The sequence below is a fragment of the Pseudarthrobacter oxydans genome (assembly GCF_030812335.1).
GTDB classification, from domain to species: domain Bacteria; phylum Actinomycetota; class Actinomycetes; order Actinomycetales; family Micrococcaceae; genus Arthrobacter; species Arthrobacter oxydans_B.
On sequence record NZ_JAUSSN010000003.1, the window covers coordinates 310,017 to 325,727 of the forward strand.

A 15,711-nucleotide genomic window follows, 5' to 3' on the forward strand; every position below is an offset into this window, starting at 1 on the left:
GCCGGTCAGTGCTGCGAACCGCCCTCGTCGGGACCCTGCTTGGGCGTATCGGTGACGCGGACCCCGTACTGCGGGCGGCCGTCCGGCAGGTCCGGATAGGCGAACCCGGGCGTCTTGGGTGCCTCTTCCGTCTCCGCCGCGGTATGGGCAGGCTCTGCCGGCTGGTGGGCGTGCTCTGTCTGCTGGCCTTCGGCCGGCTGGCCGCCGGGCTGCTGGGCTGGCGCTTGTTGGCCTTCGGCCGGCTGGCCGCCGGCCTCGGGCGTGCGCTGGCCGTAGGGGTCGTTCCAGGCCGCGGGGCGCTGCGGGGCGTGGCCGTGCTGGCCCGGCTGCTGGACGCCCTGCCCGGGACCGGGCTGGTACGGCTGGTGCTGGTAGTCGCGCTGGGTGTAACCGGCCGATCCGGCGGACGCCGAGGCGTCATGCTGGGTCATCGGAAGCTGGTGGAGCAGGCGCCGCGCCTCGTTCGCCGCCTCGAAGGAGACCACGACGTCGTAGTTCGTCGCCACCACCTGGCTGGTGGATGTGAAGTCGCGCTTGCCCTTCTGCATGGCATACGTGACGATGCCGAACAGCATAAAGAAGGCCGCGCCCATGAGCACGGAGGTCACGATGGAGAAATACCCCGGCGTGGTGGAGAAGAAGGAGAGCATGATGCCCACGAACAGGCCGAACCACATGCCGCTCAGTGCACCCGACAGGGCCACCCGGGGGTAGGTGAGCCGGCCGGTGACCCGCTCCACCATCTTCAGGTCATTGCCGACAATCGAGACCATCTGCACCGGGAACTGCTGGTCCGCGAGGTAGTCCACCGCCTTCTGGGCATCCAGGTAGGAATTGTAGGAACCGACGGTGTCGCCCTTGGGGACACTGCGGGCCTCGTCCGGGCCGTTGGGGGCGCCAGCCCTGGGAGCACCAAAAATGTTTGACATACGCCTATTCTTACCTATCCGGCTGGGCACCGGCTGTAAATTCAGCTAAAAGAGAGCGGACTCGGTAGCCTGTACAGGTGAGCACAAATCTTTCGCGGGTGTTTGTCGCGCGCCTCCTCGGACTGGACGTCTTTGACCCACTGGGTGACCGTCTGGGCCGGCTGCGCGACGTCGTCGTGCTCTCCCGCGGAACCCGGGGCGCCCCGCACGTGGTGGGCATCGTCGTCGAGGTTCCCGGGAAGAAGCGCGTTTTCGTGCCGATGACCCGGATCACCTCGATCGACCAGACCCAGATCATCTGCACCGGGCTGGTGAACCTGCGGCGCTTCGAACAGCGCGGCGCGGAAACCCTCGTCGTGGCCGAGATGTTCGACCGCCGTGTCACGCTCGCCGACGGCAGCGGGGACGCCACGATCGAGGACATTGCGATGGACAAGCACCGCTCCGGTGACTGGTTTGTCAGCAAGCTCTTTGTCCGCCGCGGCCATTCCCTCTCCCCGCTGAGCCGGTTGCGGCGCAACGAGACCCTGATTATCGACTGGGCCGACGCGCACCCGGACGCGCGCACCGAACCCCAGGCCGCCACCCAGTTCGTCGCGACCCACGAGGACCTCAATCCTGCGGACTTCGCCGAAGCCCTGCACGAGATGAGCGACAAGCGCCGCTTCGAGGTCGCCAGCGAACTGCAGGACGAACGCCTCGCCGACGTCCTGCAGGAGATGCCCGAAGACGACCAGGTGGAGATTCTCTCCGCCCTCGACGTGAACCGTGCCGCGGACGTGCTGGAGGAAATGGACCCGGACGACGCCGCCGACCTCCTCGCGGAACTGCCCAGCGCCCAGGCCGAACAACTGCTCCAGCTGATGGAACCCGAGGGCGCCGAAGACGTCCGCAGGCTGCTCGAATACGACGAGGACACCGCCGGCGGCCTGATGACCCCGGTCCCGGTCATCCTGCCCCCGGAAGCCACCGTCGCCGAGGCCCTGGCCCATGTCCGCCGGGAAGAGCTCTCCCCCGCCCTGGCGTCGTCGATCTTCATTGCCCGGCCGCCGCTGGAGACGCCGACAGGCCGGTTCCTCGGCGTCGTCCACATCCAGCAGCTGCTGCGCTTCCCGCCGCCCGAGCCGCTGGGCAACCTGGTGGACAAGACCCTGGAGCCGGTGTCGGACCAGGCCCACATCAGCGAGGTCGCCCGCACGCTGGCGACCTACAACCTCAACTCGCTCCCCGTCGTCAACAGCGACGGTCGGCTTGTGGGGGCGGTGACTGTTGACGATGTGCTGGATCATCTGCTGCCCGATGACTGGCGCGCCCACGAGGACGATGTCCCGATAAGGAAGCTTGGAGGCCGCATTGGCTGATAACAGCACACCACGGAACCCCCACGTCCGGCCGGGCAGCAAATCGGCCAAGGGAAGCCTCGATACACCCCTGAGCGGCCGCCAGCGGATCCTGCCGAAGTTTTCACCCAACCCGGACGCCTTCGGCCAGACCACGGAAGGCTTTGCCCGCTTCATGGGCACGCCGCAGTTCCTGGTCTACATGACCGTGTTTGTCCTCCTCTGGCTCGTCTGGAACACCTTCGCCCCGGTGGAGTGGCAGTTCGATTCCCGGGCGCTCGGCTTCACCCTGCTGACCCTGATGCTCTCGCTGCAGGCCTCCTACGCCGCGCCGCTGCTGCTCCTGGCCCAGAACCGGCAGGACGACCGCGACCGCGTCTCCCTCCAGCAGGACCGCCAGCGCGCGGAACGCAACCTCTCCGACACCGAATACCTGACCCGGGAGCTCGCTTCGCTGCGGATCGCCCTGCGCGAAGTCGCCACCCGCGACTACGTCCGGACCGAACTGCGCAGCCTGCTTGAGGACATGCTGGAAGCGCAGGAGGAACTGCGCACCCACGATCCTTCGGCCGGCGTCCACGAGACGCCGCGGGACAAGGTCAAGGACAAGCTGAAGGACCGCCGCGACAAGCAGCGCAGCCCCCGGACCCAGCAAATGCCCCGGATCAAGTCCGACAGGAACGACCGCAAATCCGCCAGGAAACCCGGCACCGGGCCGGACACTCTGGCGCCGGACACCCTTCAGGGTGCCGGGCCGGACACCCTCCAGGGTGCCGGGCCGGACAACGCCGGCGCACCCGCGCACCCCGCTTCCCCCGAGAACTGAGCCGTCACCGCATGAACCCCAGCCAGGACAGCACAACCCAGGGCATCCCCGCGGCCTCCCCTCTGGACGGGGCCGTGCATGCCGCCCTCGCCACCGTCATCGATCCAGAGCTTCGCCGCCCCATCACCGAGCTCGGCATGGTGGACGCGGTGGAGGTTTCCGACGGCGGCCGGGTCCGGGTCGCGGTGCTGCTGACGATTGCCGGCTGCCCGCTGCGCGGAACCATCACCGCCGACTGCGAGGCGGCGCTCTCCGCCGTGCCCGGGGTCACCGGCGTCGAGGTCGACCTGAAGGTCATGACGCAGGCGCAGCGCGACGCGCTCAAGGAGCAGTTGCGCGGCGCCGGCGGGCAGCGCGGGATCCCGTTCAACGACCCCGGCTCGCTGACGAAGGTCTACGCCGTCGCGAGCGGCAAAGGCGGCGTGGGCAAGTCCTCCGTGACGGTGAACCTCGCCTGCGCGCTGGCCGCCCAGGGGCTGCGCGTGGGGATTGTGGACGCGGACGTCTACGGCTTCTCCGTCCCGGCGCTGATGGGGATCACCCAGACCCCCACCCGCGTGGATGACATGATCCTGCCGCCGGTGGCGTACGGGGTCAAAGTCATCTCGATCGGCATGTTCGTCACCGGCAACCAGCCGGTCGCGTGGCGCGGCCCCATGTTGCACCGCGCCCTGGAGCAGTTCCTCACCGACGTCTACTTCGGCGATCTCGACGCGCTGTTCCTGGACCTTCCGCCCGGTACCGGCGACATCGCCATCTCCGTGGCCCAGCTGCTGCCCAAGGCCCAGATCCTCGTCGTGACCACCCCCCAGGCTGCCGCCGCGGACGTGGCGGAGCGGGCGGGCGCCATCGCGACCCAGACCGGCCAGAGCGTCGCCGGCGTCGTGGAAAACATGTCGTACCTGGAATTGCCCGACGGCGGCCGGATGGAGCTGTTCGGAAGCGGCGGCGGCGCTGTGCTCGCCGAGCGGCTGTCCGCCACGGTGGGCACGGACGTTCCGCTGCTGGGACAGATCCCGATGGACATCCTGCTGCGGGAGGGCGGCGACGCCGGGATTCCCCTGGTGCTGGGACGTCCGGAAACGCCGGCGGCCGTAGCACTGCTGGACATCGCCGGGAGGCTTGCCTCAGTCCCGCGCGGGCTCAGGGGAAAGCCGCTGGGCCTGCAGCCTCGTTAGGTCGCTTCGGAATCGAAGGGCGCCGGCTCGCCGTCCGGGAGCCGCTCGACAATCCGGGCCGGCGGGCGGGCCGCGGCCGCCGCGGCTGCCGCCACGGTGGCTACCGCCGGGGCACCGGCGCTGACCGGCTTGGTGTCATCCTCCAGCAGCGCTTCCTTGATGATCCGGCGGGGATCGTACTGCCGGGGGTCGTACTTCTTCCAGTCGACGTCATCGATATCGATGCCGACTTCTTCCTTGATCTGCTCCCGCGCGCCCGACGCCATCCGGCGGACTTCCTTGACGATGTTGGCAAGTTTCTGGGTGTATTCGGGCAGCCTGCTGGGACCAATCACCAGAAGGCCGATGATCAGCAGAAGTACAAACTCCGGTCCGTTGATTCCAAGCACTGTAGGAAGATTACCCTCTCAATCGGGGCTGGGACGATTCGGCCGTGACACACGGCGCGTGCCCCCGCAGCTGGTGCCGCCGCCGAGGTGAGATTTCGTGCCCATTACGGTGCAGCCCATGGGCGCGAGCTCTCACCTCGGCCCGGCATCGGCCGGTCACGGGGCCAGCAGCTCCATGATCCTGCCGAGGCCGCGCTCCAGCCGCGCGGCGAAATTGTCCCCGGCGCCGTCGACGGTTTCGACCTGCCCCTGTGCCCCGCTGCCAGCCGGATCCGCTGCCGCGGCACGGGCCCGCACGAGGGCCGCCACGCCGTCGTCGGCCTGCTCGGCCGGGCGGTCCGAGACGTAGGTGAAGGTGACGTCGCCCGCCTGGTAGATCGCGGCGAAGGGTGCGGCACGGTGGACCCACAGCGTCCCGCGGCCAGCCCCTGCCCCGTCGCCCGCCGCGCCGGTCACTGCCGGGACCGCTGCGGCGGTGAAGCCGTCCGACGTCGCCGGGCGGCCCGTGAGCACGTTCATCGGTGCCGGCGGGGCGGTTTGCGGCCCGGCGCCCGGGCTGCCGGTCTGCCCGCGCACGCCGCTCTCCTGGGCGTCACGGTCCCGGGCGTCACGGTCCCGGGCGTCACGCTCCTGGGTGTCGCTGCTGCCCGGTGCGACGCTGTGCTGTTCCAGGACGGTGGCGAAACTCCGGCCGTCGGTGAGGCGCAGTTCCAGGATGTCGCCGCCGGCGAGCACCCCGGCCCTGGCCCAGACGAGGTGGTAGCCGAGTTCGCGCAGTTCGGGGCAGGTCCAGCCCGCGGAGCGCAGGGACGCGAGCTGGTCGTCCGTGAGTGCTCCGGCCGGGGTGAAATCGGGTTCGCCGGTGAGGCTCCACCCCGTCGGCGCCCCGGGCCCGGCCTCGACGGCGGCAGCAGCCCCCGAGGCGGCAAGGTCGCGCTGCAGGAAGACGGGGGCGGATGCGCCGGCGGACGTCGGGGCGCGGTCCCCGCCCATCAGGTAGGCCGATCCGCCGAGCAACGCGGTGGCGGCTGCCGCGGTCCCGGCGACGAGCACCGCGGCCCGAAGGGCAGGCCGGAAACCGCGGGCGGGACGGAATCCGCGGGCCGCCGGCGGGGCGCCCGGCGGTTCGTGGCGGGCCAGGTCCGCGGTGCGTTCGAGCAGCCGTGCGGTGAGGTCATTGCTGGCCACGGGCACGTCGGCGCTGCGCAGCCGCTCCAGGTACTGGCGTTCCCGGCGCTGCTGGAGCCGGCATTCCGCGCATGAGTCCAAGTGCCGGGGCTGCCGTTCGTGCGGGCCCCGGAGCAGTCGTTTCAGCAGACGCATTGCTCGGGTCAGAGGAGACCGGCGATGCGCGGCATCTTCAGCCGCGGCTTCAGCGAGGCCTTGGCGGTCTGCGGCCGCGGGTCGCGGTGTGCAAGCTTCTCCCGCAGCATGGTCCGGCCGCGGTGGATCCTGGAGCGGACCGTGCCGAGCTTGATGTCCAGCGCCTCGGCGACCTCATCGTAGGACAGGCCTTCCAGGTCGCAGAGGACGACGGCGGCGCGGAAATCCGGGGGAAGTTCCTCCAGCGCGGCCTGCACGTCAATGTCCAGATTGTTGAACTCGAAGCTCTGCTCGGGGCCGGGCTCGCGTCCGGGCAAACGGGATTCGGCGTCGTCGGCCAGGGCGTCGAAGCGGATGCGGCTCTTGCGTCGCGCCTGGTCCAAAAAGAGATTGGTCGTGATCCGGTGCAGCCACCCGTCGAGCGTTCCCGGCTTGAAGTTCTCCAGCGAACGGAAGACGCGGACAAACACTTCCTGGGTGAGGTCCTCGGCGTCGTACTTGTTGCCGGTGAGCCGGTACGCGAGGCGGTACACCTTTGCGGAGTGGTTGGTCACCACTTCCTCCCAGGTGGGCCGGACCCACTCGGCCTCTGCCGCGGGCTGGGACTCTTCAGTTGCAGGGACAGCTGCCGCTATCGACATTGTCCGCTCCCCTCGTGGATGGTGCTTACGCCGTGGACGGTGCTTGCGGCTGCAAGCACCTGCATCCTTGATTCGGCGCCGATCACCTCGCGGATGAGCGGATAACCATCATTTCAAATCAAGCTGGGAATTTCCTGACGCTGGCGGTCCTTCCGCCCACGGCAGAAACCGGCCGCCGGGGCCGCAGTGTGACCGCCGCAGCGGGGGCGCCTCCCGGCCGGGTACCACCTGACACAGTACGCTGGAGGGAACAACCCCCCTCCCGCCCAGAAAGCGAAATCCATGAGCGCCGATAAGTCCACGAGCTGGTCCTACGCAGAAGATCTGCCTGCCGAGGATGAGGTCCTGTTGCACGCGCGCGAACGGTCCTTCGAACTGGGCGTCACCCCCGTCGGCCCGGGCGTCGGGGCCGTCCTGACCGTCCTGGCCGCCGCCTCCAAGGCCCAGACCGCTGTTGAAATCGGCACCGGCGCGGGCGTCTCCGGCGTCTGCATCCTGCGCGGCCTGGGTCCGCAGGCCGTACTGACCACTATCGACGTCGACGTCGAACACCTCAAAGCCGCACGGGAAGCGTTCCAGGAAGCCGGCAGCCCGGCCAACCGCACGCGGACCATTTCCGGTCGGGCCCGCGACGTCCTTCCCCGGCTGACAGACGCCGCCTACGATCTGGTCTTCATCGACGCCGACAAGCCGAACTACCCCGGCTACGTGGAGCAGGCCATCCGCCTGCTCAAGTCCGGCGGCCTGCTGATCGTCAACGATGCGCTGGACAAGGACCGCGTCGCCAACCCGGCCGCACGGGACGCCACCACCGTGATCCTGCGCCAGGTGGGCAGGGCCATCCGCGACGACGACCGCCTCGCGTCGGCCATGCTGCCCACCGGCGACGGCCTGTTGGTCGCCGTCAAAAAGTAGCTGTCCAAAAGTAGCCGTCGGTAACTGACGGTCGAGGGCGGCGGGCAACTCCGCCGCAGGACAGCAAAAAGCGGGCGGGGTCCGCAGCCATCCGGCTGCGGGCCCCGCCCGCTGTCAAGTGTTCATTGACGCTATTCGGTAACGCCGACGAGGCATTCCTTCAGGTTGGCAGCTTCGGCGGAATTGAGTTCGACCACGAGCCGTCCGCCGCCTTCGAGCGGAACACGCATGATCAAGCTTCGTCCTTCTTTGGTAACTTCCATCGGGCCGTCGCCGGTGCGTGGTTTCATTGCCGCCATAAGGAATATCCCCTCCATTAGTCCAGTGACATACCAGCCCGGCCGGGCTGCGTCCGCTTAGTCAATCAAGCTGCCCGGCGGCCATGATGGGTGCCATCAGGGCCACATACTCAGTTTGCTTCTTGTCCTTGCTTACCAACTATTATCGCGTAACAACGCGGCTGTAGCTAATCGTTGGACTTTCCGACGCGCCGCGTCGTGCTCGCGTCGGCGGCCGCCAAAGGTGCCGTGGGTCACGGCGGATAGTCCCCACCGCCGGGCAGCGGAGCCCAGGCCCACAGCCAGACGATCCAGACAATCTGCAGCAGCACGAACATGACCACCACGGTGACGCGGTACGCGCGGGACCGGGAGATGAGGGCCGCGGCGAGTGCCAGCGGGAACAGCGGAAGCAGCATCCGGAAAGTGCTCGTCTGCGGGTGCAGGAAAAGCAGCAGGTAGCCCATGTAGCAGGCGCACCACAGCCGCAGTTCCGTGCCCAGCGCCCGCACCGGACGGCTCATCAGGAGCAAGGCGAACAGTGCGACGAAAACGAACGGCGCCAGCACCCCCAGCACCGGCCCGAAGAGCAGGATGCCGGTGTCGAACCAGGGCTTGAACGGCACGAGGTCGTGGCCGCGCCAGACGGTTTCGGTCTTGGTGTAGGCCTCGATGTCTCCGGTCACTGCCCAGGCGATCCCCGGCCACATCAGGGCCCCCAGTCCGCTGACCGCCGTCAGTCCGGCGAGGGACCAGAGCTGGGTGCCGGTGTGCGGCACGACGGTGTGCGGCACGACGCCCGGCTGCCCGCCGCCCGCCGGGTCCGGGTCATCCCCGCGTGCCGGGCGGCGGAACGCCGAGTAGGACTGCCACCCCCGGAAAAGGAACAGCAGCCCCGCCATCGCCGCGAACGGCACGCCGGTCGGCCGGGACAGGCACATCAGAACGACGACGGGCAGGGCCCACAGGTAGCGGCGTGTCACCACCAACAGCAGGGCAGAAGCCAGCAGGAGCAGGTTCAGCGACTCGGCGTAGGGCACCTGGAGCACCGGGGACACCGGAAAGGTGGCAACGAACACCGTTCCCCAGAGCGCCGTCCGGTGCGATGCCTTGTGCCGGAACAGTCGGTAGATGACCAGTGCCGCGCCCAGCCCGCACACCATGGCGATCAGCGTCAGGCTGAACGCCGGGTGCAGTCCGGTCACCCCTGCGACCACGCGGCCCAGCACAGGAAAGAGCGCATAGAACGCCCAGGCGTTCTCCTGGACGTTCCCGGCCCCGTCGGTCGGAAGGACGTCAGGGTAGCCGTTCAGGAGGATCTCGCCGTACCAGCGGGCATCCCAGATGTTGACAAAGGACCAGTAGTCCGGCTTCGCGGGAAACCAGGGGTTCACGCCCTGGTGCAGGGCCGCGGCCATGAAAATGCAGGCACTGACGAACCGGGCGGCGACATAGAGGCCGCCCACCTGGACCCACCAGGGCCAGTGCGCCGCCCGGCCCGCCGCAGCTGCGACGCTGCCCCGGGCCGCGGCAGTCAGGTCCCGCAGCCCGGAGCTGCGCGTTCCGTCTGCCGGTTCCTCGCGGCGGTGCGGCTGCACTGCCGCCGGCAGGTGCCCCTTTGGCGGGTCGCTGCTCACGGGGCCCGCTCCGGTCCCTGCCGCCGGCGCCGCCCCAGTTCGGCCCCGAGGTCCGCGATTTTCCGGTCCTTCGTGGCGAGCTGGTCCCGGAGCTCGTCCAGCACCTGGTCCACCTGATCCATCCGGTAGCCCCGCAGGCCAATGGCGAACCGGAGACGGTCGACGTCGGCCGGCTCCGCCTCGGCGGGCAGCAGCACCGGCGGGAGGTTGGCGACCGGCTGGTCGAAGCCGTCATCCAGGGCCCGCAGCTCACCGGCGTCCGTCCCGCGGCGGCCGCGGAAGAACCTCGATGCCCGGCCGGTGCCGAGGAGGAAAGCGGCGCCGACGAGCGCAATCGCCACGAAGATCAGGAAGAAGCTCACTCCCCCATCGTGCCAGACGCCGGCGGGTCCGGCGGGTGGCCCGTCAGCCCCGCGTGCCGCCGGCGGGTCCGGTGCCGTTCCCGTTCCCGGCGCCGGTGCCGTTGGGGTTCCGGTGCCGGGCGGCACCTTCCACCACGAGCTCCACGGCGAGCGCCGGATCATCGACGACCTGCAGCAGGTCCAGGTCCTCCTCGGACATCATTCCCTCGGCCACCAGCGTGTTCTGGATCCACTCCACCATGGGACTCCAGAACGCTGTTCCGATCAGGACAATCGGGAAGGAGGTGACCTTCCGGGTCTGGACCAGCACCATCGCTTCGAAGAGTTCGTCCAGCGTGCCGAGGCCGCCCGGCAGCACGATGAACCCCTGGGCGTACTTCACGAACATGGTCTTGCGGGCGAAGAAGTAGCGGAAGTTGATGCCCAGGTCCACCCACTGGTTCATCCCCTGTTCGAAGGGCAGCTCGATGCCGAGCCCCACGGACACCCCGTTGCCCTGCACGGCGCCCTTGTTGGCAGCCTCCATCGAGCCGGGTCCTCCGCCGGTGATCACTGCCAGCCCGGCTTCGGCCAGCTGGCGCCCCACCTCGACGGCGAGTTCATAGTTCAGGCTGCCGGGCACGGTCCGTGCCGAGCCGAAGACGCTGACCGCCGGGCCCAGGTCGGCCAACGCGCCGAACCCTTCCACGAACTCGCTTTGGATCCTGAGGACGCGCCACGGGTCAGTGTGGACGAACTGTCCGGGTCCCTTCGTGTCCAGCAGGGTCCGGTCGGACATCGTGACCTTGGCGGCTTTGCGCCGCAGCTCCAGCGGGCCCTTGTGCCTGATCCCGGCCGGGGCCGGAATGTCGCGGGTTTCGCCGGCGGTCTTTGCGGCGGCCTGTTTGGCTGTCTCCCCGGCTGTTTTACCGGCTGTTTTGCCGGCTTGATTTCCGGCGGATTTTCCGGCGGATTTTCCGGCGGCGGCCGGGGGCCCCTCTTGCTGCGGATCGGTACTCATGTCCACAGGTTAGCGCGGTTCCCCGCCGGCGCCGGTCCGGCACGGCCCGGACGTGCGGGCGGCGGCGCAGGATGCCCGGCCGGCTCCACAGGCTACCCGAGGACGCCGCTGGCAGGCTGACCTGCAGGTATCTCTTGAATCACGATCTGTAGGAAGTGGGAGTGATTGCGGTCATAATCTGCGGATGTTCGCTAGATTCTTCTTATGACTACTCAAGTGCCCGGCGATGCCCTCGTCTCCCTGAATGCCGTCAATAAGCACTACGGCGAGTTGCACGTCCTGAAGGACATCAACCTGGATGTCCGCAAGGGCGAGGTTGTTGTCGTCATCGGACCGTCGGGTTCCGGCAAGTCAACGCTGTGCCGTGCCATCAACCGCCTCGAGACCATCGACGACGGCGTGATCAAGATCGATGGCAAGGTACTGCCCGCCGAGGGCAAGGAACTCGCCAAGCTGCGCGCCGACGTCGGGATGGTCTTCCAGTCCTTCAACCTCTTCGCCCACAAGACGATTCTTGAAAACGTCACGCTCGGCCCGATCAAGGTCAAGGGCCTCTCCAAGGCCGAGGCCGACAAGGACGCGATGGCCCTGCTGGAGCGCGTCGGCGTCGGGCACCAGGCGCCGAAACTTCCGGCCCAGCTCTCCGGCGGCCAGCAGCAGCGCGTCGCGATCGCCCGCGCCCTCGCCATGAAGCCGAAGGTCATGCTCTTCGATGAGCCGACCTCCGCCCTGGACCCGGAAATGATCAACGAGGTCCTCGACGTCATGATCCAGCTGGCCAAGGAGGGCATGACCATGATCGTGGTCACCCACGAGATGGGCTTCGCCCGCAAGGCCGCGCACCGCGTGGTGTTCATGGACGGCGGCCAGATCGTCGAGGACTCCACTCCCGAAGAGTTCTTCACCAACCCCAAGAGCAGCCGCGCCAAAGACTTCCTCTCCAAGCTGCTGACCCACTGAGTTCCCTCCGAGTTCGCACCCTGGCCGCCGCAAGGCGGCCGTCCAATGAAAGGTACGTCATGATGGCATTTTTGACCCGAAGGAAATCCCTTCTGGTTGCCGCGTCCGCGGCTCTGGCCCTCAGCCTGAGCGCCTGCGGCGGCAGCACCTCCTCTTCCAACCCGCCCGTGGCCGAGAAGCCGAGCTTCGCTGCCGATTCAACCATGGCCAAGCTGTCATCCGCCGACAAGATCATCATCGGCACCAAGTTCGACCAGCCCCTGTTCGGCCAGAAGGGCCTCGACGGCAAGCCCATCGGGTTCGACGTCGAAATCGGCAAGCTGATCGCCGCCAAGCTGGGCATCGCCGCCGACAAGATCGAGTGGGTCGAGACGGTCTCCGCCAACCGCGAGCAGTTCATCAAGCAGGGCAGGGTCGACCTCATCGTCGCCACCTACACGATCAACGACAAGCGCAAGACCGAAGTCGACTTCGCCGGCCCGTACTACGAGGCCGGCCAGGCACTGATGGTCAACAAGGACAACACGTCCATCACCAAGCCCGAAGACGTCAAGGGCAAGAACGTCTGCTCCGTGACCGGTTCCACCCCGGCCGCCACGATCGTCGAGAAGTACGGAGCAGTCCTCGTCCCGGCTGCCACCTACTCCGCCTGCCTCGAGCCGCTGCGCAACAAGCAGGTCGAAGCGATCACCACCGACAACGTCATCCTTGCCGGTTTCGTGGCCAAGGAGCCGGACGCCTTCAAGCTGGCCTCGGACCAGACCTTCACCAAGGAGCCCTACGGCATCGGCCTGAAGAAGGACGACACCGCCTTCCGCATGTGGATCAATGACCAGCTGGAAGCCTTCGATAAGGACGGTTCCTACAAGAAGGCCTGGGAAGACACCGCCGGAACTGTCATCAAGACCGCTCCCGCCCTTCCCACGATCGACCGCTACTAGCCAGGTGTGGCGGTTGCCGGGGTACGCGCCCGACGCGGCCCCGGTAACCGCCATTTCCGTCTCCCGCTCCACTTCCCGCAAGGCAGCCTAAGGAACCTATGGACGTCATCATTGAAAACCTTCCCGCATATGTGGACGGTTTTCTCAGAACCCTCTTCCTGTCCGTGGTCTCGGGGATCTTCGCACTGATTTTCGGCACCCTGCTCGCAGCAGCCCGTGTCTCGCCCATCGCCGCCCTGCGCGGCTTCAGCATGACGTACGTGGAGATCGTCCGGAACACCCCGCTGACCATCGCGTTCTTCTTCGCCGCCGTGGTCCTTCCCCGGCTTGGGGTGACGTTCCAGCAGTTCGAGGTCGCCGCCATCATCGCCCTGAGCGCCTACACCTCGGCCTTCATCGCCGAAGCCGTGCGCTCCGGCGTCAACAGCGTCCCCGTGGGCCAGGCCGAGGCCGCCCGCAGCATCGGCATGAAGTTCAGCCAGGTCCTCACCCTGATCATCCTGCCGCAGGCGCTGCGCACGGTGATCCCGCCCTTGATCAACATCCTCATTGCCCTGGTGAAGAACTCCTCGGTGGCCGGCGCCTTCTACGTCCTGGAACTCTTCGGCTACGGCCGTCAGCTCGCCAACGCCCACGGCGACGCCGTGCTGTGGGTCCTCGTCGGCGTCGCGTTCTTCTACCTGCTGATCACCGTCCCCCTTGGCTACCTCGCCAACCTGGTTGAACGAAAGGTGGCGATCGCCCGATGACTTCGGTCCTTTACGACGTCCCCGGCCCCAAGGCCCGCCGCGTCTCCCTGATCGGCTCCATCGTCGGAGCCGTCGCGATTGCCGGGCTGCTCTGGTGGGCGGTCTCCATCCTCGCCGCGCAGGGAATTTTCGAACCCGAACGCTGGGCCGTCTTCCAGATTCCCGAGGTCTGGGTGCTGATCGGCAACGGCATCATCGCCACACTCTCCGCCGCGGCGCTCGCCGCCGTCATCGCGTTCCCGCTGGGGCTCGTGCTGTGCCTCATGCGCATCTCCGACGTTGCGTGGATCCGCATCCCGACCCGGATCGTGCTGGAGTTCCTGCGCGGCATGCCCGTGGTCCTGATGATGTTCTTCGTGCTGCTGGTGTTCGCGACCGCTCCTTTCGCCGCCGTCGTCGCCGGCCTGGTGCTGTACAACTCGGCGATCTTCGCCGAGATCATCCGCGCCGGCATCCAGTCGCTGCCGAAGGGCCAGCGTGAAGCCGGCCTCGCGATCGGCCTCACCAGCTTCGCGTCCCGGCGCAGCATCGAACTGCCCCAGGCGATCCGGCGCATGCTGCCCTCGCTCGTGGCGCAGCTCGTGGTGCTGCTGAAGGACACCTCGCTCGGCTACATCGTGTCCTACGAGGAACTGCTGCGCAAAGTGCAGATCATGGCCGACTTCCTCGGCCCGGACTACCTGTTCCCGGTGTTCTTTGTGGCGGCGGCCATCTACATCGCCATCAACTTCTCCGTTTCCCGGCTCGCGATCTGGATCGAGAAGCGCGGTTCCAAGAAGGCCGCCGGCGGCGTCGTCCACGTTCCGGTCGCCGAGATCCCGGTCAAGTAGGTCCCCGGCGGCGCAGCCTGCGCCGCACCAAGGCTGCACCGCACGCACAAAAGGTCCGGAATCCCGCGAGGGGTTCCGGACCTTTTGTGTTGCCGGCTGCAACGCCTGTGGCGTTCCCGGCGGTACCGCCTGCTGTGTTGCCTGCTGTATTGGCTGCTGTCCTGCCTGAGTCAGGCCGTGAGCCAGCTCCGCAGGACCCGGAGGCATTCGCGGACCGCCTCGGCCTCGACGTGTTCGTTGTCCTTGTGCGCCAGCAGCGGGTCCCCGGGCCCGAAGTTCACCGCCGGGATGCCCAGTTCACTGAAGCGCGCGACGTCGGTCCAGCCGTACTTGGGCTTGGGCGCGGCCCCCACAGCGGCGACAAAGGACGCGGCGGCGGGGTGGTTGAGTCCCGGCCGGGCGCCGGCGGCGCTGTCGGTGCGGACGACGTCGAATCCCTCCAGCAGGTCCCGGACATGCTGCTCCGCCTGTTCCGGGGTCTTGTCCGGGGCGAAGCGGTAGTTGATTTCCACGACGCACCGGTCCGGGATGACGTTGCCGGCGGTCCCGCCGTTGACCTTCACGGCGTTGAGGCTTTCCCGGTAGTCGAGGCCGTCCACGGTGATGGTCCGTGGCTCGTAGGCCGCGAGCCGGGCCAGGATCGGGGCTGCGGCGTGGATCGCGTTGCTGCCCATCCAGGCCCGGGCCGAATGCGCGGCTTCGCCGACCGTGGTCGCTTCGAAGCGCATGGTGCCGTTGCACCCGCCCTCCACGGTCCCGTGCGTGGGTTCGAGCAGGATCGCGAAGTCGCCGCCCAGCAGGTGGCCGTGGTTCCGCACCAGCCGGCCGAGCCCGCTCTTGACGGCCTCGACTTCCTCGTGGTCGTAGAACACGAAGGTGACGTCCTTGTCCGGCTCCGCGCCGCCGTCGAACAGCCCGGCGGCCAGCGCCAGCTGCACCGCGACACCGCCCTTCATGTCGGTGGCACCGCGGCCGTAGAGGATCCCCTCGCCGGGCGAGCCCGAGGGCCAGTAGGACGGGACGGTCCCGAGGGATCCCTCCGTGGTCGGCAGCGGCACCGTGTCCAGGTGCCCGGCCAGGATGACCCGTTCGGCGCGGCCGAGGTTGGTGCGGGCAATGATCGAGTCGCCGTCGCGGACCAGCTCCAGCTGCGGGATGGAGCGGAGGGCATGCTCCACGGCGTCGGCCAGTTCCTGCTCCGCACCGGAGACGCTGTAGATGTCGATGAGCCTGGCGGTCAGCAGCGCCACGTCCTGGCGGAGGTCCAGGCGGGCGGCGGCATGGGGGCGGGAGTTCGGGCGTGAGTTCAGGTCCGGGGCAGTCACCGTCCCACTTTATCCGCTGCGCTCCCCCGGCGCCGCTCCGGGCTGTCACCGGTTTCAGGGACGGCGGGCGCCGTCTATAGACTTGGGG

At 68.1% G+C, this 15,711-nt stretch carries 17 protein-coding genes; 8 read left to right on the forward strand and 9 right to left on the reverse strand.

Features of this window, described 5'->3' with window-relative positions; translation table 11 throughout:
• Positions 1 to 5: 5 nt before the first annotated feature.
• Complete coding sequence (locus J2W14_RS06650) at positions 6 to 929, reverse strand: general stress protein (protein ID WP_307460140.1); 924 nt, start codon at positions 927 to 929, stop codon at positions 6 to 8.
• A 77-nt stretch (positions 930 to 1,006) separates the two neighbouring features.
• Here J2W14_RS06650 and J2W14_RS06655 point away from each other — a divergent pair, with 77 nt between their 5' ends.
• From J2W14_RS06655 to J2W14_RS06665, 3 genes are read left to right on the forward strand one after another with little or no spacing between them, the layout of a single operon-like run.
• Entirely contained in the window at positions 1,007 to 2,290 is a 1,284-nt protein-coding gene (locus J2W14_RS06655; protein ID WP_307460144.1) for a magnesium transporter MgtE N-terminal domain-containing protein, read from the forward strand.
• Positions 2,271 to 3,095 carry a DUF1003 domain-containing protein gene (locus tag J2W14_RS06660; RefSeq protein WP_307460146.1) on the forward strand — a complete coding sequence of 275 codons (825 nt, stop codon included), beginning with the start codon at positions 2,271 to 2,273 and terminating at the stop codon, positions 3,093 to 3,095. Before J2W14_RS06655 ends, J2W14_RS06660 begins: the two co-directional genes overlap by 20 nt.
• Positions 3,096 to 3,106: 11 nt before the next feature.
• Complete coding sequence (locus J2W14_RS06665; RefSeq protein ID WP_307460149.1) at positions 3,107 to 4,273, forward strand: Mrp/NBP35 family ATP-binding protein; 1,167 nt, start codon at positions 3,107 to 3,109, stop codon at positions 4,271 to 4,273.
• Here J2W14_RS06665 and J2W14_RS06670 read toward each other — a convergent pair.
• From J2W14_RS06670 to sigE, 3 genes are all read right to left on the reverse strand, one after another.
• Positions 4,270 to 4,662, reverse strand: a complete 393-nt coding sequence (locus J2W14_RS06670) for a Sec-independent protein translocase TatB (RefSeq protein WP_307460155.1) — start codon at positions 4,660 to 4,662, stop codon at positions 4,270 to 4,272. The genes J2W14_RS06665 and J2W14_RS06670 overlap by 4 nt on opposite strands.
• Positions 4,663 to 4,818: 156 nt before the next feature.
• Entirely contained in the window at positions 4,819 to 5,931 is a 1,113-nt protein-coding gene (locus tag J2W14_RS06675; protein ID WP_307460157.1) for a hypothetical protein, read from the reverse strand.
• Between the two features lie 62 nt (positions 5,932 to 5,993).
• A complete protein-coding gene (gene sigE / locus J2W14_RS06680) occupies positions 5,994 to 6,626 on the reverse strand; it encodes an RNA polymerase sigma factor SigE (RefSeq protein WP_307460159.1) in 633 nt (210 codons plus the stop codon).
• A gap of 282 nt (positions 6,627 to 6,908) precedes the next feature.
• On the opposite strand from sigE, the gene J2W14_RS06685 reads away from it, so the two are divergent.
• Entirely contained in the window at positions 6,909 to 7,541 is a 633-nt protein-coding gene (locus J2W14_RS06685) for an O-methyltransferase (protein ID WP_307460162.1), read from the forward strand.
• A gap of 131 nt (positions 7,542 to 7,672) precedes the next feature.
• On the opposite strand, the gene J2W14_RS06690 is transcribed toward J2W14_RS06685, so the two are convergent.
• The 4 genes from J2W14_RS06690 to J2W14_RS06705 form a co-directional block, all read right to left on the reverse strand.
• A complete protein-coding gene (locus tag J2W14_RS06690) occupies positions 7,673 to 7,840 on the reverse strand; it encodes a DUF3117 domain-containing protein (RefSeq protein WP_160664543.1) in 168 nt (55 codons plus the stop codon).
• 233 nt (positions 7,841 to 8,073) lie between these two features.
• Complete coding sequence (locus J2W14_RS06695) at positions 8,074 to 9,357, reverse strand: hypothetical protein (protein WP_307460609.1); 1,284 nt, start codon at positions 9,355 to 9,357, stop codon at positions 8,074 to 8,076.
• Between the two features lie 95 nt (positions 9,358 to 9,452).
• Positions 9,453 to 9,818 carry a DivIVA domain-containing protein gene (locus J2W14_RS06700; protein ID WP_307460165.1) on the reverse strand — a complete coding sequence of 122 codons (366 nt, stop codon included), beginning with the start codon at positions 9,816 to 9,818 and terminating at the stop codon, positions 9,453 to 9,455.
• A 43-nt stretch (positions 9,819 to 9,861) separates the two neighbouring features.
• Positions 9,862 to 10,818 carry a TIGR00730 family Rossman fold protein gene (locus J2W14_RS06705; protein WP_307460167.1) on the reverse strand — a complete coding sequence of 319 codons (957 nt, stop codon included), beginning with the start codon at positions 10,816 to 10,818 and terminating at the stop codon, positions 9,862 to 9,864.
• Positions 10,819 to 11,022: 204 nt separating this feature from the next.
• Here J2W14_RS06705 and J2W14_RS06710 point away from each other — a divergent pair, with 204 nt between their 5' ends.
• The 4 genes from J2W14_RS06710 to J2W14_RS06725 all read left to right on the forward strand — a co-directional run bounded on the left by J2W14_RS06710 (position 11,023) and on the right by J2W14_RS06725 (position 14,298).
• Entirely contained in the window at positions 11,023 to 11,778 is a 756-nt protein-coding gene (locus J2W14_RS06710) for an amino acid ABC transporter ATP-binding protein (RefSeq protein WP_307460170.1), read from the forward strand.
• Positions 11,779 to 11,837: 59 nt separating this feature from the next.
• A complete protein-coding gene (locus tag J2W14_RS06715; RefSeq protein WP_307460172.1) occupies positions 11,838 to 12,719 on the forward strand; it encodes a glutamate ABC transporter substrate-binding protein in 882 nt (293 codons plus the stop codon).
• A gap of 98 nt (positions 12,720 to 12,817) precedes the next feature.
• Positions 12,818 to 13,468, forward strand: coding sequence for an amino acid ABC transporter permease (locus tag J2W14_RS06720; protein WP_307460175.1), 651 nt, complete (start codon positions 12,818 to 12,820; stop codon positions 13,466 to 13,468).
• Positions 13,465 to 14,298, forward strand: coding sequence for an amino acid ABC transporter permease (locus J2W14_RS06725; protein WP_307460178.1), 834 nt, complete (start codon positions 13,465 to 13,467; stop codon positions 14,296 to 14,298). Before J2W14_RS06720 ends, J2W14_RS06725 begins: the two co-directional genes overlap by 4 nt.
• A gap of 170 nt (positions 14,299 to 14,468) precedes the next feature.
• Here the strand turns inward: J2W14_RS06725 and dapE are convergent, their stop codons facing one another.
• Positions 14,469 to 15,623 carry a succinyl-diaminopimelate desuccinylase gene (dapE, locus tag J2W14_RS06730; protein WP_307460180.1) on the reverse strand — a complete coding sequence of 385 codons (1,155 nt, stop codon included), beginning with the start codon at positions 15,621 to 15,623 and terminating at the stop codon, positions 14,469 to 14,471.
• Positions 15,624 to 15,711: the final 88 nt, after the last annotated feature.

Coding starts and splice junctions, on each gene's coding strand:
- J2W14_RS06650 (WP_307460140.1), bottom strand. CDS start 929: ATGTCAAACATTTTTGGTGCTCCCAGGGCTGGCGCCCCCAACGGCCCG.
- J2W14_RS06665 (WP_307460149.1), top strand. CDS start 3,107: ATGAACCCCAGCCAGGACAGCACAACCCAGGGCATCCCCGCGGCCTCC.
- sigE (WP_307460159.1), bottom strand. CDS start 6,626: ATGTCGATAGCGGCAGCTGTCCCTGCAACTGAAGAGTCCCAGCCCGCG.
- J2W14_RS06685 (WP_307460162.1), top strand. CDS start 6,909: ATGAGCGCCGATAAGTCCACGAGCTGGTCCTACGCAGAAGATCTGCCT.
- J2W14_RS06690 (WP_160664543.1), bottom strand. CDS start 7,840: ATGGCGGCAATGAAACCACGCACCGGCGACGGCCCGATGGAAGTTACC.
- J2W14_RS06705 (WP_307460167.1), bottom strand. CDS start 10,818: ATGAGTACCGATCCGCAGCAAGAGGGGCCCCCGGCCGCCGCCGGAAAA.
- J2W14_RS06710 (WP_307460170.1), top strand. CDS start 11,023: ATGACTACTCAAGTGCCCGGCGATGCCCTCGTCTCCCTGAATGCCGTC.
- J2W14_RS06715 (WP_307460172.1), top strand. CDS start 11,838: ATGATGGCATTTTTGACCCGAAGGAAATCCCTTCTGGTTGCCGCGTCC.
- J2W14_RS06720 (WP_307460175.1), top strand. CDS start 12,818: ATGGACGTCATCATTGAAAACCTTCCCGCATATGTGGACGGTTTTCTC.
- J2W14_RS06725 (WP_307460178.1), top strand. CDS start 13,465: ATGACTTCGGTCCTTTACGACGTCCCCGGCCCCAAGGCCCGCCGCGTC.